This is a genomic window from Methylocystis sp. JR02, from assembly GCF_030063565.1.
Lineage (GTDB): Bacteria > Pseudomonadota > Alphaproteobacteria > Rhizobiales > Beijerinckiaceae > Methylocystis > Methylocystis iwaonis.
This window is the reverse complement of sequence record NZ_JASIRC010000001.1, coordinates 2,915,960-2,940,803: the sequence shown is the minus strand read 5'-3', so window position 1 is coordinate 2,940,803 and position 24,844 is coordinate 2,915,960. Positions and strand designations below refer to the sequence as shown.

Genomic DNA, 24,844 nt, shown 5'->3' with positions numbered 1-24,844 from the left:
AGGACGAACCCAATGCCTATGCCCGCCGCCGAGATCGAAAGCATCATCAAGGCCGCCCTCCCCGACGCGACCATCGAGCTGACTGCGCTCGCCGACGACAACGACCACTGGGCTGCGACGGTTGTTTCCGAGCAGTTTCGTGGGCTGTCGCGGGTGAAGCAGCATCAGCTCGTGAATGCGGCCTTCGGCTCACGGCTGGGCGGCGAGCTTCACGCGCTGGCGTTGACGACCCGCGCGCCGTAAAATGACGAGGCCAGAAGCGGCGCCTTGAACGCCGCAGGAAAGGAAAAGCAGATGTCCGACGCCAACAGCCGCATCAAGAGCGAGATCGAATCTTCCGACGTCGTCCTCTTCATGAAGGGCACCCCGCAGGCTCCGCAATGCGGATTCTCCATGCAGGTCGTGCAGATCCTCAACCATATCGGCGTGCCCTACAAGGCGATCAATGTGCTTGCCGACGGCGAAATCCGTGAAGGCATCAAGACCTATTCCAACTGGCCGACGATCCCGCAGCTCTACATCAAGAATGAATTCATCGGCGGCTGCGACATCACCCGGGAAATGTTCCAGTCGGGCGAACTCGTTGCGCTCTTCGATAAGGAAGGCGTGCCGCACGCCCAGGCCGGCAAGGCGTAACACTATTTCCGTTTGAACAGCTCGCATCGGGGAATGTCATTCCCGGCGGGCTGAACGCCCGACCGGGAATCCAGAGCCAAAAAACGCTGGTTTTGCTTTGAATTCCTGATTGCTCGCTCGAGCGAGCGTCGGGAATGACACCGGCCCAATAAGCGGATCTCGTATAAGACCGCTTCCCGATCGCATTATTGTGCGCGCCGTTCGTCCCGAGCGGCGCGCATTTTTTTGAGCGTCCGAATATATTGGGCGAATATGTCCGCGAGAGGGGAATCCAATATCCACTTTATTGTGACAGTAAGATGAATAACACTCCTCTTTACAGACGCAATGCCGGTCGGCGTTCGCCGAATCCGGGAGGCGCTCTGGAGATGGAGGAAACCAATGTCCGTCAAATTGCTCTTTGCGGCCGCGGCGCTGGGTGTTGTGCTCTCTGCCGCCCCGGCCTGCGCTTCCGACAGATTCTTCGATTTCGATGAGGTCTGGGATCAATCGATGCAAAAGCACCGACGCGACGAGGTGCTGAGCGTCACGCCCCGCGACGCGACGCGCCATCAGTCGCCTTACGTCTTCCGAGGGCGCCCGCACGACCCAACGGGCAACATCACTCTCGAGGGCGCTCGCTGAACCGGCGATTCACGAGAACCCACAAAGGCCCCGGCGTGTTCGCCGGGGCATTTTTTCACCGCTGGTCGGTTGGAGAACGGGCCGTTCGACGAGGCCGAATCCTCGTCGGCGCAAAGGCCTCGAACTTCCTTTGATTGGACCGAGGCGCTTCACGCCATTGGCGCCCCATTTGATTTCCGCGACGTCCTGCGCAACTGTTTCCCCATGAGTTCACGACTGACGCGCCGCCTGCGCCGATCCATCAAATTGGGCGCTCGATGACCCTCCCGCTCGCGCTGACCCAGGGCGATCCTTCGGGCATCGGGCCGGAGCTGGCCCTCCAAGCCTATGCCGCGAGGGACGCCGCCGGCCTTCCGCCCTTCTTCATCATCGCCGACGCAGCTCACCTTATGCGCGTCGCAGGGTCGCTTGGGATGAACGTCCCGCTCGAGGAGACGACGCCGGCCCACGCGGCCGAGATTTTCGCCCGCGCGCTACCCGTCGTTTCTCATGGTTACGACGTGCGGGGTCCATTCGGCCGTCCCGATCCAGAGGACGCCAAGGCGACCATCGCCTCGATCGAACAGGCCGTCGAACATGTCGTCGCTGGGGAAGCGCGCGCCGTCGTGACAAACCCGATCGCAAAATCCGTGCTTTACGCAGCAGGCTTCCCGCATCCCGGACATACGGAGTTTCTCGGCGAATTGGCGCGGCGTCGCTTCAAGGCTGACGCCCGCGCGGTGATGATGCTTTGGTCGCAAGAACTCGCCGTCGTGCCCATCACCATTCACATTCCGCTCGCCGCGGCGCCGAAGCGGTTGACGAAGGAGCTCATCGTCGAGACCGGCGAGATCGTCGCCCGCGATCTGCAAAACCGCTTTGGACTCGCCAATCCGAGGCTGGCTTTCGCGGGGCTCAATCCGCACGCCGGAGAAGACGGCGCCCTCGGGCGTGAGGAAATCGAGACGATCGCGCCCGCGCTCGATATCTTGCGCGCCAAAGGAATTCAAGTCAGCGGCCCGCACCCGGCCGACACGATGTTCCACGCCGCCGCCCGCGCGAAATATGACGTCGCGCTCTGCCCGACGCATGATCAGGCGCTGATCCCCATCAAGACGCTCGCCTTCGACCGCGGCGTGAATGTCACGCTCGGCCTGCCGTTCGTGCGCACCTCGCCCGACCATGGCACGGCCTTCGACATCGCCGGGAAGGGCGTCGCCAACCCCACGAGTCTGATCGAGGCGATCAAGCTAGCGGGACGGATGACCGCGTGATCGACGATCTGCCCCCGCTGCGCGAGGTCGTCGCGCGCCACGGCCTCGACGCCAAAAAGACGCTCGGCCAGAATTTCCTGTTCGATCTCAATCTCACGAGCCGCATCGCCCGCGCCGCCGGGCCTTTCGAGGATACGGTCGTCATCGAGATCGGCCCCGGCCCGGGCGGCCTGACGCGCGCGCTTCTGGCGCAGGGGGCGCGGGTCGTCGCCATAGAGCGCGACCAGCGCTGCCTGCCCGCCTTAAGCGAAATCGCGGGGCATTACCCCGGCCGTCTGACGATCGTCGAAGGCGACGCGCTGGAGATCGACGTCGCTGAGCTGGCGCGCGCATATCAGCCGTCATTGCGAGCCGAAGGCGAAGCAATCCAGGAGCGGGAGCCCGGCTCTGGATCGCTTCGCGCCGCTGGCGAACAGCCGCGCGCCCGCATCTGCGCCAATCTTCCCTATAATGTCGCGACAGCCTTGCTCACCCGCTGGATCGAGGCCGAGCCCTGGCCGTCGGTCTTCGATCGCTATGTGCTGATGTTCCAGAAGGAAGTGGCGCAGCGAATCGCGGCGACGCCGGCAAACCGCGCCGATTACGGCCGTCTCGCCGTGCTCTGCGGCTGGCGCACGCGCGCCCGCATCCTCTTCGACGTCTCTCCCGCCGCCTTTACGCCGCCGCCGAAAGTGACGTCTTCCGTAGTTGAGCTGATCCCCAATCCGGCGCCTCTTCCTTGCAATCCGCAATCGCTCTCACGCGTGACGCAGGCCGCCTTCGGCCAGCGGCGCAAAATGTTGCGCCAGAGTCTCAAGGGTCTCGGCGTCGACGCGGGGGCGCTGCTCGCGCAGGCTGGGATCGAGGAAACGAAGCGAGCCGAGGAGGTGGATGTCGCGGGTTTCGTGGCGCTGGCGCGCGCGTTCGACATGCTGCGGCAATAGCGGACCGCGAGCCTTCAGGCTCGCTTGAAAAATGCGGGCCTGAAGGCCCGCGGTCCATTAGCTTGCTTTGTGGCGCAGGACGCCTCGCAGCACGACCGCGTTGTTCATTTCCTCGTCGTGGGCGCCGTAGAGCAGCGTCACGCGTCCCTTGCGCGCCAAGGCGCGCAGCGTCGCGATCTGTTCTTGCGCTTCCAGGCTTTCGAGCTCCTCGCGATAGCGCGCCTGAAACTCCCCCCAGCGCTCGGGCGCGTGGCCGAACCAGCGGCGCAATTCATGGCTCGGCGCGACGTCCTTCGCCCACAGATCGACCGCCGCCTTTTCCTTCGTCAGGCCGCGCGGCCAGAGCCGGTCGACAAGCACGCGCGCGCCGTCTTCCGGCTCTGGCGGCTCATAGACACGCTTGAGGGCGAAGGCGGGCATGGGGGCGAGATAGCGCGCCCCGCCCGGAAGCCTATTCGTCGAGAAGCTTGGCCACGAAGCTTTCGATCTCGCGCTCGCGGCGCTGGCGGCGCTGGCGCTCGGCGCGCAATATGGCGATCAGATCGTCGAAGGAGCGCTGCAGATCGTCGTTGACGATGACATAGTCATAGTCCTTCCAGCGCGCGATCTCCTTGCGGGCGTTCTCCAGCCGCCGTTCGATCACCTCGGGCGCGTCCTCGGCGCGGCGCTCCAACCGGGCGCGCAGCTCCTTCATCGACGGCGGGAGGATGAAGACGGTCACCGCGTCGGCGCCCATCTTCTCGCGCACCTGGCGCGTCCCTTGGTAGTCGATGTCGAAAAGCGAATCGCGCCCCTGCGCCAGGATCGCCTCGACCGGCCCGCGCGGCGTGCCGTAGAAATTGCCGTGCACCTCCGCCCATTCCAGCAAGTCGCCGGCGTCGCGCATGGCGACGAACTGGCGCTCGGTGATGAAGCGGTAGTGAATGCCGTCGACCTCGCTCGACCGGCGCGCGCGGGTCGTCACCGATATGGAAAGCGTAAGGTCGAGATCGCGGTCCTGCAGCAGCATCCGCGTCAGCGTGGTCTTGCCGGCGCCGGAAGGGGAGGAAAGGATGAGCACGACGCCGCGGCGCAGCGGAAGGGAATGGTCCATGGCGACGATTGTCACGAGTGTTGGCGATCGGCAATAGGCAATTGGGGCCGCTCTTTCAACCGCTGGGATGGCCTATTCGATATTTTGCACCTGCTCGCGCAACTGCTCGACCTCGATCTTCAATTCCAGCCCGATTTCGGTGAGCGCCGGATCGTTGGACTTGGCGCAAAGCGTATTGGTCTCGCGCGAAAATTCCTGCGCCAGAAAATCGAGCCGCCGCCCGACAGGGCCGCCCTCGGCGAGGAGTTTCTGCGCGCTCGCCACATGCGCCGCGAGACGATCGAGCTCCTCGCGAATATCTGCCTTGACCGCGAGCAGCACCGCCTCCTGATGGAGACGCGCGGGGTCCAGGCCCTCGGCGCTTTCGAGGAGCCGCGCCACTTGCTGGGCGAGCCGCTGGCGAACGGCTTCGGGCTGGCGGGCCGGCAAAGTGTCGGCCTGGGCGGTGAGCGCGCCGATTCGCGCCAGACGCTCGCGCAGCACGGCCGTCAGCGCGGCGCCTTCCGCGCGGCGCGAGGCAAGGAGCGCGTCGAGCGTTTCGTCCAGGGCGGCGAGAACATTCTTCTCCAGGCCCGCGCGCTGCGCCTCGTCGTCTTCCGGCTCGACGATCTCGACAACGCCCCGAATCGCCAGCAGGCCGTCGAGCGAGGCGGGTCGCAGGCTCGCAAGCTGCGGGAGGTCGTCGAGCGCGGCGAGCAGCCGGTCGAGCGCCGCGCGATTGATCCGCGCCGCGCCTTCTTCCTCGGCGCGTTTGGCGGTCAGATTGGCGAAGACCGAGCCGCGCGCAAGGCGGGCGGAAATGGCGGCGCGGGCCTTGATCTCGACGGCGTCGAAATTCGGGGGGACGCGCAGCCGCAGGTCCAGCCCCTTTGCATTGACGGTTTTCAGCTCCCAGGCATAGCTCCAGGGGCCATGGCTTCCGCGCGCGCGGGCGAAGCCGGTCATGCTGGCGACAAAAGAGGCGGTCACGGGCTCTCCGGGGTCTGACGCATACCGTTTTCGCTTGAACGGCTCGCGGCGGGGTTTTGTCATTCTCGGCGGGCTGAAGGCCCGACCGGGAATCCAGAGCCGCAAGAGCGCTGGTTCTGCTCTGGATTCCCGCTCGCCCGCTTCGCGAACGTCGGGAATGACAGCTCGCCGGATTTAGCGAATTTCGGCGCTCGAGGGAACGGTCTTCGCCGACGTCAGATCCCAGCTCTTGTCGCGCAGCGGGTCGAGCGTCGTGCCTTCCGAGGCGTCGAAAGCGCGCGGGCGGGCGTGTTGTGGCGCCGCGGCGAGAGCGATCGGCCCTCCCGCCGGAGAGGCCGCCGCCGATTCTTCCATCGAGGCCTTCACGGCCAGGGTATCCGCGGGCAATTCGTCAGAGCCGGCCGACAGACCCAACCGGGCCGCGCGGGCCTTCTGCTCCGCCCGGCGCGCCGGAGAGACCGGATAGGAGGCGACCTCTTCCGGGAGCGCCTTTCCGTCGGCGCCCTCGCGCGCCATCATGTCGGGGCCAATCGCGCCGTCTTCGCCTTCATTGTCGGAGGCCGGCGCCCCGGTGGCGAGGAGCGTCGGGTCGAAGCCATTATGGCGCGCCTTCGGCTGGGCGGATTCCTGCGTGAAATAGGGCCGGGCGACCCGCAGGCGCGCGAGGTGTGGGGCGGCGTCGGCGGTGGGATCGTCATGTCCGCCGAGAAAAAAGGCCGCTCCCGCCGGGCTGAACTTGCCCAGCCGATGCGGGGCTCCTTCGCGGGGCGACATGGCGCGGCCGGGCGGAAAATCCGGGTTGCCGGCGTCGAGCGCCGTTAGCCGGCCAATCGGCGCCTGGGTGCGCTTGTCGGTCTTGGGCGTCGCGGGCGGAACCGCCGCGGGGACGGATTGGTCCGCGCCAGGGGTCAGTTTGGCCTTTTGGTCCTGCTCGAGCTTGCGCCAGTTCTGGACATTGCGAGCGTGTTGATCGAGCGATTCGGCGAAGACATGTCCGCCCGTGCCGTCGGCGACGAAATAGAGATCGCGCGTATTGGCGGGATTGGCGGTCGCTTCCAGCGCCGCCTTGCCGGGATTGGCGATGGGCCCCGGCGGCAGACCGTCGACGGCGTAAGTGTTGTAGGGCGTCCACTTCTCGATTTCGGAACGCATAATGCTATGGCCCAGCGTGCCCTTGCCGCCGACGAGGCCGTAAACGATCGTCGGGTCGGACTGCAGACGCATGCCCTTGCGCAGGCGATTCGAGAAAACGGCGGCGACGCGTGGGCGCTCCTCCGTCTTGCCCGTCTCCTTCTCGACGATGGAGGCGAGCGTCACCAGCTCATAGGGCGAACGCAGCGGCAGATCCTTGGCGCGCTTCGCCCAAATATGATCGAGGAGCTTGCGCTGGTCCTCCTGCATCTTGGCGAGGAGCTTGGCGCGCGGGAAGCCGCGCGGGAATTTATAGGTTTCGGGCAGCAGCGCGCCTTCCTTCGGCGTTTCCAGAATATCGCCGAGAAGCATGTCCGATTCGCGCAGACGCTGGGCGATCTGCTCGCTCGTCAGGCCTTCGGGAATCGTCAGGCTATGCATCAACTGCTTGCCGGCGACGAGCTCGTCGATGACCTCGCGCAGGCTGGCGCTTTTCTTGAAGAGATATTCGCCGGGCTTCAGCTTGCTGCGCGCGCCTTCGATCAACAGCGCCAAATTCATCAGGCCGGGACTGTCGATCACGCCGTCGCGTTCGAGCTGCGAGAGCATTTCCGGCACGTCGCTGCGCGGGGGCATATAGACGATCTTGTCGGCGCCGAGCGGGCCCGGCTCCTTGAGCTTGTGCATCACCGCGATCACGCCGAAAACGCCGGCGACCAGTGCGACAAGAAGGAAGCTCAGGAAGCCGCTCATCGCCGAAAGCGTGCCTTCCCGGCGCCGCTTCTTCTTCGGCGGGGGGGCTGGCGGCGCCTCGGCCGGTTTGGCGCTTTGTATCGCGGCGCGGCGGCGGAAGAAGGAGGAGGAAGCCGCCGGCTCCTCCGCCGGCGCTGCGGATTTCGCCTCGGCGCCGTGCGGGGGCGCCGCGGGCTCGGCGCCCGGCGACTGCGGCTGAGTTTGTGTCGATTGCGCCGTCGCTTCCGGAGCGGTCTTTGCCTCGTCTTTCGGCGTCGCCGTCTTCTCGCCCGTCTGGTCGCTCATAATCGTCACCACGCCAATCCAGATGACCCTGCCGCAAGCGCCCGCAGTCGCCTGTCAAGAACCGACTTACACTATCGGTTATTGTGGCGAATTCAGGAACGAACGACCATGGTTAACAGACGTGCGGCCCGGGCGAAACGCCTTCGCCCGGGCCGCACGCTGAAAACACTCGTGTATTCGATACCTTACGACACGCGGCGGAAGAGCAGCGAGGCGTTGGTGCCGCCGAACCCGAAGGAGTTGGACAGCGCCACATTGATCTCACGCTCGCGCGCGACCTTGGGCACGAGATCGATCGCCGTCTCGACGGAAGGGTTGTCGAGATTACGGGTCGGCGGCGCGACGCCATGGGTCATGGCGAGGATCGTATAGATCGCCTCGACCGCGCCGGCGCCGCCGAGGAGATGGCCGATCGCCGATTTGGTCGAGGACATCGAGAGTTTCGCCTCGAGATTGCCGACCAGCCGCTCGACCGCCTTGAGCTCGATTTCATCGCCGAGCGGCGTCGACGTGCCATGCGCGTTGACATAGTCGATCTCGCTGACCGGAAGATTCGAGCGCCGCAGCGCCATCTTCATGCAGCGATAGGCGCCGTCGCCGTCGGGCGACGGCGCGGTGATGTGGTGGGCGTCGCCCGACATGCCATAGCCGATGAGCTCGCCGTAGATACGTACGCCGCGGGCTTTGGCGTGCTCATATTCTTCGAGCACGACGCAGCCGGCGCCCTCGCCGAGGACGAAGCCGTCGCGATCCTTGTCATAGGGGCGCGAGGCCTCGGCCGGGCGGTCGTTGAAACCGGTCGACAGCGCGCGGCAAGCGGCGAAGCCCGCAACGCCGATGCGGTTGACCGGCGATTCGGCGCCGCCCGCCACCATCACGTCGGCGTCGCCCATGGCGATGATGCGCGCGGCGTCGCCGATGGCGTGGGTGCCGGTGGCGCAGGCCGTCACGACCGCATGATTCGGGCCCTTGAGCCCGTGCATGATCGAGACATAGCCCGCGACGAGATTGATGATTCGGCCCGAGACGAAGAAGGGCGATACGCGACGCGGGCCCTTTTCCTTCAGGGTGATCGAGGTCTCGTAAATGCCGCCCAGACCGCCGATGCCGGAGCCGATGAGGACGCCGGTCGTCTCCTGCTTCTCAGCCGTGTCGGCCTTCCAGCCGGCGTCGGCGAGCGCCTGGGTCGCGGCTGCGGTCCCGTAGATGATGAAATCGTCGACCTTGCGTTGCTCCTTGGGGTCGAACCAGTCGTCCGGATTGAAGGAGCCGTTGGAGCCGTCGCCGCGCGGCACGACGGCCGCGATCTGGCAGGCGAGGTCGTTGACCTCAAAAGTGTCGATGCGGCGGAAGCCGTGTTCGCCGGCGACGAGACGCCGCCAATTCGTTTCGACGCCGCAGCCCAGGGGCGATACGACGCCAAGGCCGGTGACGACCACCCTGCGCATGGCTTACTCTCAGATTTTTCTTGATTGTTTATATTCGCCGCCCGTCGGAGTCGTCGGGCGGCGCGCGATGGAAAAAGCGCGCGGCCTGCCGCCGGCGCGCCTTTCTCGTCAGCGCCTGATCAGGCGGCCTTGGCCTTCTCGAGGAACTTCACGGCGTCGCCGACCGTGAGAATGGTCTCCGCCGCGTCGTCGGGGATCTCGACGCCGAATTCTTCTTCGAAAGCCATGACCAGCTCGACGGTGTCGAGCGAGTCGGCGCCCAGATCGTCGATGAAATTGGCCTTGTCGACAACCTTTTCGGGCTCGACGCCGAGGTGTTCGACAACGATCTTCTTCACGCGCTCGGCGACATCGCTCATCTGATTTAGTCCCTGTTGCTGTGGTGCAGCCGCACCGATTCGACGATGCGGAACATTATCCGCTCGCCGTGTTCTCCAAAGATTTCATGTGCGCCGGCCGCGTCCCGAGGGCGGCGCGGCAAAGCTGCGCTCATGCCCTCTAGTCTCTGGGAAATACGGCGGCGCCGCCCCACTCGCGGCGAGGTCTGGTAACACACTTCCATTGGGTTGGCGAGAGGGCCCAGGCTTTCGCGCGTTTTCGAGAAAATCGGGCGCGAGGCGGCGTTGCGGCGGCAAAAAACCAGCGCCGCCGCCGCCAGTTTTCGCCTTTTATATCATGGCCATGCCGCCATTGACGTGCAGCGTCTGGCCGGTCACGTAGCCCGCCTCCACGCTCGCGAGATAAACGACCGCGGCGGCGACGTCGGCGCCGGTTCCGAGGCGGCCGGCCGGCACGGCGGACAGGATTCTTTCCTTCTGGGCGTCGGTGAGGCCGTCGGTCATCGGGCTCTCGATGAAGCCGGGCGCGACGCAGTTGACGGTGACGCCGCGCGAGGCGACCTCGCCCGCGAGCGATTTCGACATGCCGATCATGCCCGCCTTCGCCGCGGCGTAATTGCCCTGGCCCGGATTGCCGGTGACGCCGACGACGGAGGTGATGCCGATGATTCGGCCGAAGCGCTTCTTCATCATGCCGCGCAACACGGCGCGCGAGAGGCGGAAGGCCGCGGTGAGATTGATGTCGAGCACTGTGTTCCAGTCCTCGTCCTTCAGGCGCATGAAGAGCATGTCGCGCGTGACGCCGGCGTTGTTGACGAGAATATCGACTCCGCCCATCGCCGCTTCCGCCGCCGGAACGAGCTTCTCGGCGTCTTCCTTATCGGCGAGATTGCAGGGGACGACATGCGTGGTCCCGCCGATTTCGGCGGCAAGCGCCTCGAGCGCTTCGCGGCGCGTGCCGGAAAGCGCCACCGTCGCCCCGGCCGCGACGAGGCCGCGGGCGATGTCCTTGCCGATGCCTCCGCTCGCGCCCGTCACCAACGCGGTCTTGCCTGATAAATCGAACATCAACGGCCCTCCCTGACCGGGCGCGACGCGCCGCGCCGCGCCGGTTCTTTTCTCGTTTCCGTTTAACGGCAAATCGGAAAATTGCGAGGCCCTTTCGGGGGCTGGGGGCAAATGCGGCGCCAAGGCGGCGGGAATTTGTCGCCGCAACCATACGTCCTTAAAGAAACAGGAAAAAATTATGGCTAACATTCTGTAAACTGGCCAGGTTCTCTTGTGACACAAATACCACACCGGCAAGGTTTCAGCTCTGGCGCGGCCAGATTCTGCGCATCCTTGGTTGAATTCGAATCTCGTTTTCGGACACAATCGCTGTGCTTGGGGTCCGCATCACCTTAGAGCCGCCAAGTCAGGGCGGATGCGGCCATTTTTGGTTTCTGACTTGAGCAAAGGGTTATGAAATGAAGACGACTCTCTCCGCTATCGCCGTCGCGGCCGCCTTGGCGGCCGGCGCTGCGCAGGCTGCGGATCTGCCTTCCCGCAAGGCTCCGCCGCCGGTTTTCGTTCCCCCGCCGCCGGTCCTCACCTGGACGGGCTTCTACGCCGGTCTGAACATCGGCGGCGGCTGGCAGGATTCCTCCTCCTCCAACGTCGCGAATTGGGGCTGGAACTCGGGTAACGGCGGCTCCGGCGGCGTCGTCGGCGGCGGCCAGATCGGCTACAACTACCAGCTCTCCCCGCTGTTCGTCGTCGGTCTCGAGACCGACTTCCAGGGCACGAGCATCGGCTCGGGCGGCGGCAACGGCTGGTGGGGCGGCGCTGACCGCGCTCGCATCAACTGGTTCGGCACCGTTCGTGGCCGCGTCGGCTTCAACTTCCCGGGCTACTCGCAGTTCCTGGTCTATGGCACGGGCGGCTTCGCCTATGGCGAGGTGCAGCGTAACTCCTGGTGGAACCAGTACAGCACCGTGCAGACCGGCTGGACCGCTGGCGGCGGCGTCGAGTGGCAGTTCCTGCCGAACTGGTCGGCCAAGGCTGAATATCTCTACACGGATATCAGCGGCAGCAACCAGAACGCGTTCTTCAACCCCGGCTGGGGTCTGAACAACGTCAACAATCACACCCGCTTCCACACGGTCCGCGCGGGCGTGAACTATCACTTCAACTTCGGCGGCGCTCCGGCTCCGGTGCTCGCGAAGTACTGATTCGGCTTTCAGCCGAAGATGGGAAGCCCGGCCACTCGGCCGGGCTTTTCTTTTTTAGCGGGCTTAGAAAGCCCGGTAGGCGTCGAGATCGGCCGGCGCGCCGACAGAAATGCCCGTGACGCCGGGCGCGATTCGCTTCAGAAGGCCGGCGAGCACCTTGCCCGAGCCGACTTCGACGAACTTATCCACCCCCTGCGCCGCAATGTAAGAGACGCATTCGCGCCAGCGCACCGCGCCCGTCACCTGCTCGACCAGCAGCCGGCGAATCGTTTCGGGCTCCGTGACCGGCGCCGCGGTGACATTGGCGACGACGGGGACGCGGGGCGCAGAGATGGCGGCGCCGGCGAGCACGGCGGCCATGGCGTCGGCGGCGGGCTGCATCAGGGCGCAATGGAAGGGCGCGGAGACCGGCAGCAGCACGGCGCGCTTGATGCCCTTGTCCTTGGCGATCTCCATCGCCTTTTCGACCGCGCCTTTCGCGCCGGAAATGACGACCTGCCCGCCGCCATTGTCATTGGCCACCTGGCAGCAGGCGGAAAGGGCGGCGGCCGCCTCGGCCGCGATCTCCTTGGCCTGATCGAGCTCGGCGCCGAGCAGCGCCGCCATGGCTCCTTCGCCCACCGGCACGGCCTTCTGCATGGCGTCGCCGCGAATGCGCAGCAGCTTCGCCGTATCGCCGATGGAAAGCGCCCCGGCGGCGGCAAGCGCCGAATATTCGCCGAGCGAATGGCCGGCGACGAAGGCGGCGTCGCGGGCGAGATCGAGACCGCATTCGGCCTCGAGCACGCGAATCGCGGCGAGCGAGACGGCCATCAGCGCCGGCTGCGCATTGGCGGTGAGCGTGAGTTCGGTTTCCGGGCCTTCGAACATCAGCTTGGAAAGCGGTTGCGACAGGGCCGAATCGACCTCCTCGAAAACCGCGCGCGCCGGCGCGAAGCTCTCGGCGAGCGCCTTGCCCATGCCGACCGACTGCGAACCTTGACCGGGAAAAATAAATGCCTTCGCCATGTGCGTTCCGCCCTTTCGTTACGTGTCGGGGCGCGAGTGGCATTGGCGGGCGCGGCGTGTCAAGTTTTGCCGGATGCGAGCGGCGGCGTGGGCGCTCGGCCAAAAGAGGCCGACTGAGGTTTGCGCCGTCAAGGCATTAGAAGAGCCGTTTGCAGATCAGCTTTGAAGGTGGTTCACAAGAGGGGGTTACGACACCGTGATTTCCGACGTTTTTAAATTCATTCAAGCAGATGAGCCGATGCCTCTCGATTTGATGGTGCGTCTTCATAATTGGGCGCACTCATCAGTGAACTCGGATAAGAGACGAGAAGTGGCGAATAGCATTTTGCCAGAAGCGGGAGATTGTTTGCCTTTTTATCTCATAGATCGTTTTATTTGTGCAGAAATATCAGAAGAAGAGGCTATAAATATTATTAGTCAGCGCAAAACATATTTCAGGCGCGCCTGCAACCTTCTTCCTACGATATTTAGACTTTTAACGATCCGTGAAGAAGGTGATCTTCTTTCGGCTTTTTTGCAGATTGACGACTGCTGCGATGCAATACCATTGATGCGGAAAGCCGGCCATAGGAACCGCGAGTTGAAAGTAGCTAGGGAAAATATTTTAGACTTGCGACAAAAAGTCGATGAGTTGATTTATGCAATGGATCTGGCTAAAGCGCACGTGAGCTACGAATATGAAGCACATAGAGAGTCAGTGTTGCATATAATCAGAAACAATGACAAATCATACAGATGTTATGATGAATTAAGACACTCCCTAATGCATCTTATGTTTGTCTCAGACCTTACATTGTATCGCGATAAGAGCGGTAATCAGCCATTGATGGTTGCAGATGGAAGCCCTAAGTCATATGTAGTAAAAGTAGCATACAGGATGTCGCTGCAATTTGATAGACCGGAATTTGTTACGACACCTGGGTCAGATTTCGCGGCTTTGTGCGGTTTGATCTTCGAGCTGTCAACAAGCGACGCGGAATCTAGCTTTGCTGGGGCAATCGGTAGGTTTGCTCGCAATGACCTTCGCAAAGAATTAGATGAGCACGAGAGGGAACTTAGAAGGGAAAGCAGCAGTGAATGGCAAGTTGAGGTTGAAGCTGATAACTTCCGAGGCATTCGTGCCGACAGAAAACGTCTATCAAAGGAGATTGCTTTCTGGGAATCTTTCGGAACGAGTCGAAATTTCGACCCATTTATGCAAGAGCAAATCTCGCTGCGCAAGGCTGACGCACTTGAGAAGCTCATGGAAACCGCGCAGAAGCATGGGCCTTTTCTGGTATGGGCGAGCCATTACAGCGAGCAAGATCAACGGCAATGGCGGGACGACTTGAAAAGGTCGGATGCCAGTTTATTGGAGCTGCAAATTGCCATTGGGGAAATTAGACGCTCACGGCGCAGTTGACCTGAATTGTCCGTTTTCGAGAGAAGCAGGTCAACAACGCCGCACGAGGGAAGTCCATAAAGAGCACGATCCGAACAAAACGCGGGTCGTGCAGCGTAGCTCAGTTGGATAGAGCCCCCGTTGTCGTCAGTTGCTGGGCGGGGAGGTCGCAGGTTCGAGTCCTGCCGCTGCGCAACTTTAGAATTACAATCCTTACACCGGCCTCCCCCGCACCAGCTCCTCAACCACCCCCGGCTCCGCCAGCGTCGACGTATCCCCCAGCGACCCGAACTCTCCTTCCGCAATCTTCCGCAAAATCCGCCGCATGATCTTGCCCGAGCGGGTCTTGGGCAGGCCCGGCGCGAATTGGATCACATCAGGGGTCGCGATGGGGCCGATTTCTTCGCGCACCCATTTCACCAGCTCTTTGCGCAAATGCTCGGTGGGGTGGGCGCCTTCCATCAGCGTCACATAGGCGTAGATGCCTTGGCCCTTGAGATCATGCGGATAGCCGACGACGGCGGCTTCCGAGACCTTCTCATGGGCGACGAGGGCGCTTTCGATTTCCGCCGTGCCGAGGCGGTGGCCGGAGACGTTGATGACGTCGTCGACGCGGCCCGTGATCCAGTAATAACCGTCCGCGTCGCGCCGCGCGCCGTCGCCGGTGAAATATTTGCCGGAATAGGTGGAGAAATAGGTCTGCACGAAGCGCTCATGGTCGCCAAAAACCGTGCGGACCTGGCCGGGCCATGAATCGGCGATGACGAGATTGCCCTCGCAGGCGCCCTCCAGCACTTCGCCGGCGCTGTCGACGATCTCGGGAAAGACGCCGAAAAGCGGCCGCGTCGCGGAGCCCGGCTTCAGCGCGGTCGCGCCGGGCAAAGGCGCGATCAGAATGCCGCCCGTCTCGGTCTGCCACCAGGTGTCGACGATCGGGCAGCGATCTTCGCCCACGACGCGATGATACCACTCCCAGGCTTCCGGGTTGATCGGCTCGCCAACGGAGCCGAGCAGGCGCAGCGATTTGCGGCTGGATTTTTTTACCGGCTCCTCGCCCGCCGCCATTAGCGCGCGGATGGCGGTGGGCGCGGTGTAGAAGATGTTGACTCCATGCTTGTCGATGACGTCCCAGAAGCGGGAGACGCTGGGGTAATTGGGCACGCCTTCGAACATCAGCGTCGTCGCGCCATTGGCGAGCGGGCCGTAGAGGATGTAGCTGTGGCCCGTCACCCAGCCGACGTCCGCCGTGCACCAATAAACCTCGCCCGGGCGATAGTCGAAGACGAGCTCATGGGTGAGCGACGTATAGACGAGATAGCCGCCCGTGGTGTGCAGCACGCCCTTGGGCTTGCCCGTCGAGCCCGACGTATAGAGGATGAAGAGCGGGTCCTCGGCGCCCATTTCCGCATAGGGGCAGTCGGCGTGAACGCTCGCCGCTTCTTCCTCGTAGCGGAAGTCGCGGCCGGGAACCCAGTCGATCTCCGCGCCCGTGCGCGTGACGACGATGACGCTTTTCGCCTCCACCTTTTCCAGCGCGGCGTCGACATTGGCTTTCAGCGCCACTTTGCGGCCGCCGCGCAGGCCTTCGTCAGCCGTGACGATGACGTCCGAGGCCGCGTCCTCGATGCGTCCGGCGAGCGCCTCGGGCGAAAAGCCGCCGAAGACGACGGAGTGAATGGCGCCGATGCGCGCGCAGGCCAGCATGGCGTAGGCGGCCTCGGGGATCATCGGCAGATAGATGGTGACGCGGTCGCCCTTCTTGACGCCGTGTTTTTTCAGCACATTGGCGAAGCGGCAGACATGATCGTGCAATTGGCCATAGGTGATGTGCTTCGAGACGGACGGATCGTCGCCCTCCCAGATGATCGCCGTCTGGTTCGCGCGCTCGGGCAGATGCCGGTCGATGCAATTCATCGCGACATTGGTCGTCCCGTCCTCGAACCATTTGATCGAGACGTTATGCGTGTCGAAGCTCGAGCGCTTCACCGTGGTGAAGGGCGAAATCCACTCGATCCGCTGCGCCTGCTCCGCCCAGAAGCCGTCGGGGTCCTTCAGCGAGCGCTCGTAGAGGGCGCGGTAAGTCGCTTCATCGACGCGGGCGTTCTTCCAGTCCTCCGGGACGGGGTAGATCTTCTCGGACATTTCTTTCCCTTGTTTCTCGTCCCGTGAGGCGGGCGTCTTGTCTGTCGATGGTAACAGCCCCGGCAGGGCTTGTCCTCTTTGCGCGCCGGAAGGCGCGCGGCGTCTCTGGACCGCGGGCCTTCAGGCCCGCTTCTCGCCTTACGCCTCTCCCGGCCGGTCGCGATCGAGCCCTTTTGCCGCCAGCTCTCGCAGATAGGCCGCAAAGCTCGCTTCCGCCGTCTCGCCCAGCTCGCGCAGATAGCGCCAGGTGTAGATGCCGGTCTTGTGGAGGTCGTCGAAGTCGAGCCTGATCGCGTAATTGCCGACCGGCGCGACGCCGATGATCGCGACATTGCGCTTGCCGCCCACGGTCTTCTGGTCCGCCGGCGAATGGCCCTGCACCTCGGCGCTGGGGCTGCGCACCCGCAAAAGCTCCGCGCTCGTCGTGAAGCTCGCCCCATCGTCGAAGGAAATGCGCAGATTATGGCCGTTGTCGAGCAGGCGGATTTCGGTGGGCCAGGGTTCGGCGGTCAAGTGAGGGCTCCAATGATGCGCCCCGCGGCGCGGTTGGGGGAAAGCCTATTATGCCGCGAAATCTGCCGCCAGCCCGCCGGTCTTATTGGAAATCCCGATGGCTGCACGGAAATTGCTGGCTTCACGGCTGTGACGGACAGCAATATATGAAAGGATCAAGACGGCGCGCGACCGTCCCCGAGGAAGCCTAACCAGATGAACGCCCATGCCCATCGGCCCGCGATCGCGGCGCCCGCGCCGCTTATAGATCCATTCGGGCGCGCGGTTTCCTATGTGCGCGTCTCGGTGACCGATCGCTGCGATTTCCGCTGCGTCTATTGCATGTCCGAGCATATGACCTTCCTGCCTCGGAAGGACCTGCTCACGCTCGAAGAGCTGGACCGCCTCTGCACGGCTTTCATTGCGCGCGGCACGAAGAAGCTGCGCATCACCGGCGGCGAGCCGCTGGTGCGCCATGATCTGATGAAGCTCTTCCGCGCGCTGTCGCGCCACCTCGTCTCCGGCAAGCTCGAGGAGCTGACGCTCACCACCAATGGCTCGCAGCTCGCGCGCTTTGCCTCGCAGCTTGTCGATTGTGGGGTTGAGCGCATCAACGTCTCGCTCGACACGCTGGACCCGGACCGCTTCCGGGCGCTGACCCGCACGGGCGACCATGCACGGGTGCTGGCCGGCGTGGACGCGGCGTTGAAGGCCGGGTTGAAGGTCAAGCTCAACGCCGTGGCGCTCAAGGGCGTGAACGAGGACGAATTCGTCCCTCTCGTGCGCTTCGCGCATGAGCGCGGCATGGACATGACCTTCATCGAGGTCATGCCGCTCGGCGAAATCGACGGGCCGGCGCGGGTCGATCAATATCTGCCGATGACGCAGGTGCGGGACAGGCTCTCGGAAGCGCTCACCCTCACCGAGATCGACTATCGCACCGGCGGCCCGGCGCGCTACATGCGCGCCGAGGAGACCGGCGGGCGCGTCGGTTTCATCACGCCCCTCACCCATAATTTCTGCGAGAGCTGCAACCGCGTCCGCGTCACTTGCACCGGCACGCTCTACATGTGCCTCGGCCAGGAAGACGCCGCCGATCTGCGCGCGCCGCTGCGCGACAGCGGCGACGACGCGCTGCTCCATGCCGCCATCGAGGCCGCGATTTTGCGTAAGCCCAAGGGTCATGACTTCGTCATCGACCGGGCGACCCAGATCCCGGCGGTCTCCCGCCATATGAGCACGACAGGCGGTTGAGAGAATGTCCGTTTCCAAGAATGTCGCTTTTCTCGGCCTCGGCGTCATGGGTTTCCCCATGGCGGGGCATCTCGCCCGCAGCGGTCACAAGGTCACAGTCTATAATCGCACCACGGCGAAGGCCGAGAAATTTGCTGCGCTGCAGCAAGGCGCAGCAAAATGGGCCCCGACACCCCGTCAGGCCGCCGAGGGGGCTGATTTCGTCTTTACCTGCGTGGGCAATGACGACGATTTGCGCTCGGTGACGCTCGGACCGGACGGCGCCTTCGCCGGCATGACGGAAGGCGCCATTTTCGTCGACCATACGACCGCCTCTGCGCAAATCGCCCGCGAGCTTTATGCGGAAGCAAAGAGCCGCGGCCTCGGCGCCATCGACGCGCCGATCTCCGGCGGACAGGCGGGGGCGGAGAATGGCGCGCTGACGGTCATGTGCGGGGCGGAGCCGGAGGTTTTCGCACGCGCCGAGCCGGTGATCGCCTCATACGCCCGCGCCTGCCGGCTGATGGGGCCTCCGGGCGCCGGCCAGCTCACTAAAATGGTGAACCAGATCACCATCGCGGGCTTGATCCAGAGCCTCTCGGAGGCGCTGCATTTCGCCAAAGCGTCTGGCCTCGACGCCGCCGCTGTGATGGACCTTCTGAAGAACGGCGCAGCGCAATCCTGGCAGATGGAAAACCGCACCAAGACCATGCTCGCCGGCGAATTCGACCATGGCTTCGCCGTGGAGTGGATGCGCAAAGACCTCGCCATCTGCCTGGCGGAAGCGCGTCGCAATGGCGCGAAGCTCCCTGTCGCGGCGCTGGTGGACCAGTTCTACGCCGAGGTCGAGACGATGGGCGGCAAGCGCTGGGATACGTCGAGCCTCTTCGCGCGGCTGGAGAAGTAACAGCATTCCCGTTTGAACACCCGCCTTAGGGCCCACCGTCATTGCGAGCGAAGCGAAGCAATCCAGGGCCGCGACGGCTGCCCTGGATTGCTCCGTCGCTTCGCTCTTCGCAAAGACGGGCCACTTTCCGTTTGAATAGCTCGCATCGGTGCTTGTCATTCCCGACGGGCCGAAGGCCCGATCGGGAATCCAGAGCCGCAAGAGCGCTGGTTTGCTCGCGGCGCGAGCGCTGGAATGACTGCGGCCAAGGTTGAGCATTGAGGCACAAATATGGCCGGTCGTGGCTAAGAATGAATTTTTCTGTGGCTTGAATGCAACCATTTCTACGGCTCGGCGTTTCCCCCCGACAAAAAAAGGAACACCCAAGGGCATTCGGCTCTGGGACAAGTCCTGCCGCAAACCTGTTCGGGGGGAGGCTGTTATGGCCGTCACGCGCGAAAGCCCGTTTGCAAGCCGCTCGTCGCGGATTGTCCTTGGTTTCACGGTCGCCTGTGGGCTCTGCGCCGCCGTCGCCGCGGCCCCCACCGCGCCGACCCTGAAGGGACAGTCCCCCGCAGCCGTCAAGGCGGCGGTGAGCCTCAATGACGATGGCCTGCGCCCGCTTGCGCGTGGACCGGCGATCAGGGTGGGACGCGCCTATGGCGCCGAGGACGAAGACTGCACGCTCGTTCTGAAGCCAAGCACAGACGAGAAGGGTCGCGTCCGCTATATGCGCAGCGTGACCTGCGCCAACTGAGCGCAGGGCGTTCCAACTCGCGCGGTCGAAGGCCGACTGGAAGGCGAAGGCGGCTCGCAACGAGCGCCTCGCCTTCTGTTTTTTTAAACCCTTATTTTTTCAAAATTCTTTGACAGCGCGCTTGTCTCAATCGTGACGAGGCGGCTCATTCGGTCGCGCCCCATTCTCGATCGAAAAAAGCCTTATCAGCCTTCTTTCCGGTGCGGCCGGCAGCGCGCACGCGGGCATGAACGGCGGCAAGGCGCAAGGCGACCGGTTGCGCCCGCTGGTCGCGCTGCAAGGCCTCCTGATAGGCAACTTTGACGGCCTCGGTCAGCCTAGCTTCTAAACGTGACAAGCGCGCAAATTGCGGCGGCCGTGGCATCTTCATCTTCTCGGATCAATAAAGAAAAGGCGCTCGACCATTAGGGAAGCGCCTTTTCAATGGATGGAGAGGATAACAAACCCGGCCACAACATTCGTTGCGATCGCCCAGGTGGTTTCAGCGAGGGCGAAGGCGTGAGTTAGTCCGGGATTTACACAGGTCGTTTTATTCATTGGCGTCTCCTTTCCATTATCGATCAAAAAACGAACGACGATGAGAAAGACGACCGCGACGAACCATGCAGTGGGATTTGCACCCACACCCACCCCGAAGCTCAAAATAAATGTATGCGATGGATAAAGAGAGTGCAAATCAATCGACTCAATAAACGACAGTTTTCCGAGCAGTGCCAAAGGGGCTTGTTCGCCTCGATTGCGTAAATGACGATTTGTAGGCCGCTAAAAAAGGCACGAACTCTGCGTTGGCCAATCATAGGCCATCCTAAGCGTTGACGCCCCCCGCGCCGCTCCCTACTGTGCCGCGCTTCCCACACACGCTCGATGGTTGCGCCTCGCACATGCCCGCTTCGTTGACCTTTTCGCCCGAACTTCTCGACGCCGCGCGCGTCTCTCCCGCCTGGCCTTTCGAGGAGGCGAAGAAGCTCGTCAAAAGGGTGAAGGACAGCGGCCAGACCTCCGTCCTGTTCGAGACCGGCTATGGCCCCTCGGGCCTGCCGCATATCGGCACTTTCGGCGAAGTAGCCCGCACCAGCATGGTGCGCCGCGCTTTCGAGGTGCTCACCGAAGGCAAGATCGCCACGCGCCTCATCGCCTTCTCCGACGACATGGACGGGCTGCGCAAAGTTCCTGACAACATCCCCAATAAGGAGCTGGTCGCGGCCCATCTCGGCAAGCCGCTGACGCAGGTGCCGGACCCCTTCGGCACGCATGATAGTTTCGGCGCGCACAATAATGCGCGACTGCGCGCCTTTCTCGACGCCTTCGGCTTCGACTATGAATTCGCCTCCTCGACCGACTATTACAAAGGCGGGCGCTTCGACGCGGCGTTGAAGCATATGCTTGCCCGCTATGATGCGGTCATGAAGATCATGCTGCCGAGCTTCCGCGAGGAGCGCGCGGCGACCTATTCGCCCTTCCTGCCGATTCACCCCAAGACCGGCGTCGTCATGCAGGTCGCGCTCACCGGCATGGACGCCGAGGCGGGCACGATCGACTGGGTCGATCCGGAAACGGGCGAAAAGTTCACGAGCCCCGTCACCGGCGGCCATTGCAAGCTGCAATGGAAGCCCGACTGGGCCATGCGCTGGTATGCGCTCGGCGTCGATTACGAAATGGCCGGCAAGGATTTGATCGACTCGGTCAAGCTCTCGGGCCAGATCGTGCGCGCGCTCGGCGGCCGTCCGCCGGAGGGCTTCAATTACGAGCTCTTCCTCGACGAGAAGGGCCAGAAGATTTCGAAGTCGAAGGGCAATGGCCTGACGATCGAGGAATGGCTGACCTACGCCAGCCCCGAGAGCCTCGCGCAGTTCATGTTTCAAAAGCCGACGGCGGCGAAGCGTCTCTCTTTCGACGTCATTCCGCGCGCCGTGGACGATTATCTGAACTTCCTCGACGCCTATCAGCGCCAGGATTGGAAGAACCGGCTCGGCAATCCAGTGTGGCACATTCACGCCGGCAATCCGCCGCCGCCCGAGACGCTCGCCCATGAGGGCGAGGCGAAGGGGACGAGCGTCTCCTTCTCCATGCTGCTCAATCTCGCGGCCGTCGCCAACGCCGAGGACCCGGCGGTTCTGTGGGGCTTCCTGCGCCGCTATGCGCCCTCCGCCTCGCCGGAGAACCATCCGCATCTCGACAAGCTTGTCGGCTATGCGGTCGCTTACTTCCGCGACTTCGTGAAGCCGGCGAAGCAATATCGCGCGGCCGACGAGGTCGAGCGCGAAGTGCTCGCCAAGATCGACGCGGTGCTCGGCGCGCTGCCGCACAGCGCGACGGCGGAAGACATTCAAACCGCCCTCTACGACGTCGGCCGCGCCGTGCCGCGCTATCAGGACTTCGCCGCCAAGAATGCGACGCCGGAGCGGCCGGGCGTCTCCAACGATTTCTTCAACATGCTCTATGAGGTGCTGCTCGGCGAGAAGAAAGGTCCGCGCTTCGGCTCCTTCACCGCGCTCTATGGCGTCGCGAACACGCGCAAGCTGATCGACGACGCGCTTGCCGGCGCCTTTGTGAAGTCGGCCGCCTGATGCGCGCCGCCGACGCGGATATACTCGTCATTCCGGGTTATCTCGGCTCGGAACCGGACCATTGGCAGAGCCGCTGGGAGCAGAAGCTGTCGACCGCCCGCCGGGTCGAACAGCGCGACTGGGCGAGCCCTAACCGGGCGGAATGGGTCGAGGCGATCTCCCGGGACATTCGCTCGGCCAAGCGGCCGGTGGTGCTCGTCGCCCATTCCCTCGGGGTTATTGCTGCGCTTTATGCTGCGCAGCAATTTGGTGAAAAGATCGCCGGGGCATTCCTGGTTGCGCCGCCGTCCGAGGCGGTCCTCCGCGAGATGCCGACGATCGACTCCGCCTTTTTGCCCATCCCGCGCACACGCCTGCCATTCCCGGCGATCGTGGTCGGCAGCAACGACGATCCTTATTCCGACGCTTCTTTTGCGCAGAACCTGGCGCAGGACATCGGCGCGCGTTTCATCGACGCTGGCGCGGTCGGGCATATCAATGTCGACAGCGGCCACGGCCCCTGGCCGGAGGGATCGCTGGCCTTCGCGCATTTTGTGGCGAAGCTGTAGGGCGCCGCCGCGTGGACCGCGAGCCTTCAGGCTCGCCCAAGCTTAGATGCGCGCCTGAAGGCGCGCGGTCCACGAGGAACGAACTCTCAGCGGCTCCCGGCGTTAGCCTCTAATGTCCGAGTTCCTCACTCTCGCGGCGCTCGCCGGCGAGGAAGAAATCTGCACGCGCTGCCCGCTCTATCGCAACGCGACGCAAGCCGTCCCCGGCGAGGGGCCGCGCGGCGCGCGGGTAATGCTGGTCGGCGAGCAGCCGGGCGACGTGGAAGACCTCTCGGGCCGCCCCTTCGTCGGCCCGGCCGGGCGTCTCCTCGACAAGGCGCTCGCCAAGGTCCATCTGCCCCGCGAGGAATGCTTCATCACCAATGCGGTGAAACATTTCAAATTCGAGCCGCGCGGCAAACGCCGCCTGCACAAAAAGCCGGACGCCGGCGAAATCGACGCCTGCCGCTGGTGGCTGGAGCAGGAGCGGCGGCTCGTCCAGCCTGGGCTCATCGTGGCGATGGGCGTCACGGCGATAAGAGGCGTGCTTGGCCGCTCCGAACCCGTCTCGCGGCTGCGCGGGCGCCTGATCGACCTCGATGAAAAGGCCAAATTCCTCGCCACCATCCACCCCTCTTTTCTGCTGCGGCTTCAGGAAGAAGAAGATAAGCGCAGGGAGTGGACACGCTTTCTCGGCGATCTGGAGATCGCCGCGGAATGGACGCGGGCGGGTGATACCATTTCCGGTTGAATAGCTCGCATGGGGACGTGTCATTCCCGGCGGGCTGAAAGCCCGACCGGGAATCCAGGGCCGCAGAAGCGATGGTTTTGCTCTGGATTCCCGATCGCTCGCTTCGCGAGCGTCGGGAATGACAGCGAACCAATCAAGCGGATCTTGATGATGGATTGGTTTCGAATGGATAGACGCTTCACGCTTTTCTGCGCAGCCCTCCTTCTTTCAGCCCCGGCGCGCGCGGAGCTTGTCACATTCGAAGAGTCGGGCTCCGACGTCCATGCGACGCTGAAAATCGAGGGCAAGGAATACCGCCTCGACGCCAAAATGCTGCGCACAAAAGCTGCGGCGCCGGGGGGCGCCTTGCTGGTCGACGCCGCGCAAAATGAGGATCTCGCGGCGACGGCGCTGGGGCGCGGGATGAATGTCTTTGCGCTGGATCTCGACAAGCTGCCGGCGCCGGCTCGCGCTCAGGCGTTGCGCGATCTGCTGCCGCGTCTGCGTGAAACGACCCGCGCCAGGAGGGTTCTCGCGCGCGGCGCCGGCGAGACGGGCGCGGCGCTCGCTGAGGCGGGGGCGCTGTTCGACGGGTTGTTGCTGCAGGACGCCCGCGCGGCAAATGGACCGCGCAGCATCGAGACTTGGGGGAGCGACGCCTATTGGCGCGCCCCGCCGCCGCCCGCGCCGGCAGGGCCGGACGACGCCAATCTCCGCCGCTTCTTTGTCGCCGGAACGACGACAATTGCGGGCGCCAATTGCCTCGGCCCTCTCAATACGCGCTCGCAAGCCCCAGCGCTGCGGGCGCTGCTCGTCGTGCTGGACGATTGGGCCAAGGGCGTGAAGCCGCCAGCCTCGCGCGTCCCGGCTGTGGCCGATCTCGTCGACGCCCGCAAGCTCGTTTGGCCGAAAACCCCCGCGCTGCCGACCCCGCCCTCGGGGGAGCGGCTCGTTCCCAAAATCGACGCCGACGGGAATGAGTCAGCGGGCCTGCGCCTGCCCGATCAGGCGCTGCCGATTGCGACTTTCACCGGATTTGGCGTGCAAAAAGATAAAGCCGGCCCCGGCTGTGCGGCGGGCGTAGCTCTGCCTTTTCCCTCGACGAAGACGGACCGCGAAAAAACCGGCGATCCCCGTCCCTCGCTTGTCGAGCGCTATGGCTCGCGCGCCTATTTCGTCGCGACCATGCGGATTGTCGCCGACAAGCTCGTCAAGGAGCGGCTGCTTCTGAAGGAGGACGCCGACGCTTATGTCGCGGCCGCGAGGACCGCGCCTTTTTAGGGATTGGGCGCGCGTCCATCTTTCAGCAAAGCCCGCTGTCATTCCCGACGCCCGCAAAGCGGGCGATCGCGAATCCAGAGCAAAACCAGCGCTTTTGTGGCTCTGGATTCCCGGTCGGGCTTTCAGCCCGCCGGGAATGACGAACCCCGACGCGCGCCATTCAAGCCGATGAATGCA

At 63.9% G+C, this 24,844-nt stretch carries 26 protein-coding genes and 1 tRNA gene; 15 read left to right on the top strand and 12 right to left on the bottom strand.

Annotated features, from left to right (window positions below; translation table 11 throughout):
• The first annotated feature begins 12 nt into the window (after positions 1–12).
• The 5 genes from QNA11_RS14085 (at position 13) to rsmA (ending at position 3,436) form a co-directional block, all read left to right on the top strand.
• A complete protein-coding gene (locus QNA11_RS14085) occupies positions 13–243 on the top strand; it encodes a BolA/IbaG family iron-sulfur metabolism protein (protein WP_202070894.1) in 231 nt (76 codons plus the stop codon).
• A gap of 51 nt (positions 244–294) precedes the next feature.
• Positions 295–636 carry a Grx4 family monothiol glutaredoxin gene (gene grxD / locus QNA11_RS14080; protein ID WP_202070893.1) on the top strand — a complete coding sequence of 114 codons (342 nt, stop codon included), beginning with the start codon at positions 295–297 and terminating at the stop codon, positions 634–636.
• Between the two features lie 381 nt (positions 637–1,017).
• The gene (locus tag QNA11_RS14075) at positions 1,018–1,260 is read left to right on the top strand and encodes a hypothetical protein (protein WP_202070892.1); all 243 of its coding nucleotides are present in this window, start codon (positions 1,018–1,020) and stop codon (positions 1,258–1,260) included.
• A gap of 257 nt (positions 1,261–1,517) precedes the next feature.
• The gene (gene pdxA, locus QNA11_RS14070) at positions 1,518–2,513 is read left to right on the top strand and encodes a 4-hydroxythreonine-4-phosphate dehydrogenase PdxA (protein WP_283483513.1); all 996 of its coding nucleotides are present in this window, start codon (positions 1,518–1,520) and stop codon (positions 2,511–2,513) included.
• Complete coding sequence (rsmA, locus tag QNA11_RS14065) at positions 2,510–3,436, top strand: 16S rRNA (adenine(1518)-N(6)/adenine(1519)-N(6))-dimethyltransferase RsmA (protein ID WP_283483512.1); 927 nt, start codon at positions 2,510–2,512, stop codon at positions 3,434–3,436. The genes pdxA and rsmA overlap by 4 nt, the downstream gene beginning before the upstream one ends.
• A gap of 57 nt (positions 3,437–3,493) precedes the next feature.
• Here the strand turns inward: rsmA and QNA11_RS14060 are convergent, their stop codons facing one another.
• From QNA11_RS14060 to fabG, 7 genes are all read right to left on the bottom strand, one after another.
• Entirely contained in the window at positions 3,494–3,856 is a 363-nt protein-coding gene (locus QNA11_RS14060) for a DUF488 domain-containing protein (protein WP_283483511.1), read from the bottom strand.
• 31 nt (positions 3,857–3,887) lie between these two features.
• Positions 3,888–4,529, bottom strand: coding sequence for a guanylate kinase (gene gmk, locus QNA11_RS14055; RefSeq protein WP_283483510.1), 642 nt, complete (start codon positions 4,527–4,529; stop codon positions 3,888–3,890).
• 72 nt (positions 4,530–4,601) lie between these two features.
• Positions 4,602–5,474 (bottom strand): YicC/YloC family endoribonuclease, encoded by an 873-nt coding sequence (locus QNA11_RS14050; protein WP_283484216.1) that lies wholly within the window; start codon positions 5,472–5,474, stop codon positions 4,602–4,604.
• Positions 5,475–5,672: 198 nt separating this feature from the next.
• The gene (mltG, locus tag QNA11_RS14045) at positions 5,673–7,667 is read right to left on the bottom strand and encodes an endolytic transglycosylase MltG (protein WP_283483509.1); all 1,995 of its coding nucleotides are present in this window, start codon (positions 7,665–7,667) and stop codon (positions 5,673–5,675) included.
• A gap of 185 nt (positions 7,668–7,852) precedes the next feature.
• Positions 7,853–9,115 carry a beta-ketoacyl-ACP synthase II gene (gene fabF / locus QNA11_RS14040; RefSeq protein ID WP_283483508.1) on the bottom strand — a complete coding sequence of 421 codons (1,263 nt, stop codon included), beginning with the start codon at positions 9,113–9,115 and terminating at the stop codon, positions 7,853–7,855.
• 119 nt (positions 9,116–9,234) lie between these two features.
• Positions 9,235–9,474, bottom strand: coding sequence for an acyl carrier protein (locus tag QNA11_RS14035; RefSeq protein WP_016918578.1), 240 nt, complete (start codon positions 9,472–9,474; stop codon positions 9,235–9,237).
• A gap of 309 nt (positions 9,475–9,783) precedes the next feature.
• Positions 9,784–10,521 carry a 3-oxoacyl-[acyl-carrier-protein] reductase gene (fabG, locus tag QNA11_RS14030; RefSeq protein WP_283483507.1) on the bottom strand — a complete coding sequence of 246 codons (738 nt, stop codon included), beginning with the start codon at positions 10,519–10,521 and terminating at the stop codon, positions 9,784–9,786.
• Between the two features lie 398 nt (positions 10,522–10,919).
• On the opposite strand from fabG, the gene QNA11_RS14025 reads away from it, so the two are divergent.
• Positions 10,920–11,663 carry an outer membrane protein gene (locus tag QNA11_RS14025; protein WP_202070885.1) on the top strand — a complete coding sequence of 248 codons (744 nt, stop codon included), beginning with the start codon at positions 10,920–10,922 and terminating at the stop codon, positions 11,661–11,663.
• 63 nt (positions 11,664–11,726) lie between these two features.
• Here the strand turns inward: QNA11_RS14025 and fabD are convergent, their stop codons facing one another.
• Positions 11,727–12,671, bottom strand: a complete 945-nt coding sequence (fabD, locus tag QNA11_RS14020; protein WP_283483506.1) for an ACP S-malonyltransferase — start codon at positions 12,669–12,671, stop codon at positions 11,727–11,729.
• Positions 12,672–12,867: 196 nt separating this feature from the next.
• Here fabD and QNA11_RS14015 point away from each other — a divergent pair, with 196 nt between their 5' ends.
• Positions 12,868–14,073 (top strand): hypothetical protein, encoded by a 1,206-nt coding sequence (locus tag QNA11_RS14015; protein ID WP_283483505.1) that lies wholly within the window; start codon positions 12,868–12,870, stop codon positions 14,071–14,073.
• Positions 14,074–14,162: 89 nt separating this feature from the next.
• Positions 14,163–14,246 (top strand) — tRNA-OTHER (locus QNA11_RS14010).
• A gap of 19 nt (positions 14,247–14,265) precedes the next feature.
• On the opposite strand, the gene acs is transcribed toward QNA11_RS14010, so the two are convergent.
• Positions 14,266–16,194, bottom strand: coding sequence for an acetate--CoA ligase (acs, locus tag QNA11_RS14005; RefSeq protein WP_283483504.1), 1,929 nt, complete (start codon positions 16,192–16,194; stop codon positions 14,266–14,268).
• Between the two features lie 138 nt (positions 16,195–16,332).
• Entirely contained in the window at positions 16,333–16,707 is a 375-nt protein-coding gene (locus QNA11_RS14000; protein ID WP_283483503.1) for a gamma-butyrobetaine hydroxylase family protein, read from the bottom strand.
• 195 nt (positions 16,708–16,902) lie between these two features.
• On the opposite strand from QNA11_RS14000, the gene moaA reads away from it, so the two are divergent.
• The 3 genes from moaA to QNA11_RS13985 all read left to right on the top strand — a co-directional run bounded on the left by moaA (position 16,903) and on the right by QNA11_RS13985 (position 19,562).
• Positions 16,903–17,940 carry a GTP 3',8-cyclase MoaA gene (moaA, locus tag QNA11_RS13995; RefSeq protein ID WP_283483502.1) on the top strand — a complete coding sequence of 346 codons (1,038 nt, stop codon included), beginning with the start codon at positions 16,903–16,905 and terminating at the stop codon, positions 17,938–17,940.
• A 4-nt stretch (positions 17,941–17,944) separates the two neighbouring features.
• Entirely contained in the window at positions 17,945–18,826 is an 882-nt protein-coding gene (locus QNA11_RS13990; RefSeq protein ID WP_283483501.1) for an NAD(P)-dependent oxidoreductase, read from the top strand.
• 421 nt (positions 18,827–19,247) lie between these two features.
• Positions 19,248–19,562 (top strand): hypothetical protein, encoded by a 315-nt coding sequence (locus QNA11_RS13985; protein WP_283483500.1) that lies wholly within the window; start codon positions 19,248–19,250, stop codon positions 19,560–19,562.
• Positions 19,563–19,707: 145 nt separating this feature from the next.
• Here QNA11_RS13985 and QNA11_RS13980 read toward each other — a convergent pair whose 3' ends face one another.
• Together QNA11_RS13980 and QNA11_RS13975 are read right to left on the bottom strand one after the other, a co-directional pair.
• Positions 19,708–19,932, bottom strand: coding sequence for a hypothetical protein (locus QNA11_RS13980; protein WP_283483499.1), 225 nt, complete (start codon positions 19,930–19,932; stop codon positions 19,708–19,710).
• A 50-nt stretch (positions 19,933–19,982) separates the two neighbouring features.
• Entirely contained in the window at positions 19,983–20,279 is a 297-nt protein-coding gene (locus QNA11_RS13975; protein WP_283483498.1) for a hypothetical protein, read from the bottom strand.
• 164 nt (positions 20,280–20,443) lie between these two features.
• On the opposite strand from QNA11_RS13975, the gene QNA11_RS13970 reads away from it, so the two are divergent.
• The 4 genes from QNA11_RS13970 (at position 20,444) to QNA11_RS13955 (ending at position 24,667) form a co-directional block, all read left to right on the top strand.
• Positions 20,444–22,129 (top strand): lysine--tRNA ligase, encoded by a 1,686-nt coding sequence (locus QNA11_RS13970; protein ID WP_283483497.1) that lies wholly within the window; start codon positions 20,444–20,446, stop codon positions 22,127–22,129.
• Entirely contained in the window at positions 22,129–22,677 is a 549-nt protein-coding gene (locus tag QNA11_RS13965) for an RBBP9/YdeN family alpha/beta hydrolase (protein ID WP_283483496.1), read from the top strand. The genes QNA11_RS13970 and QNA11_RS13965 overlap by 1 nt, the downstream gene beginning before the upstream one ends.
• 112 nt (positions 22,678–22,789) lie before the next feature.
• A complete protein-coding gene (locus tag QNA11_RS13960) occupies positions 22,790–23,407 on the top strand; it encodes a UdgX family uracil-DNA binding protein (RefSeq protein WP_283483495.1) in 618 nt (205 codons plus the stop codon).
• A gap of 165 nt (positions 23,408–23,572) precedes the next feature.
• Positions 23,573–24,667, top strand: a complete 1,095-nt coding sequence (locus QNA11_RS13955; RefSeq protein WP_283483494.1) for an alpha/beta hydrolase domain-containing protein — start codon at positions 23,573–23,575, stop codon at positions 24,665–24,667.
• Positions 24,668–24,844 lie beyond the last annotated feature (177 nt).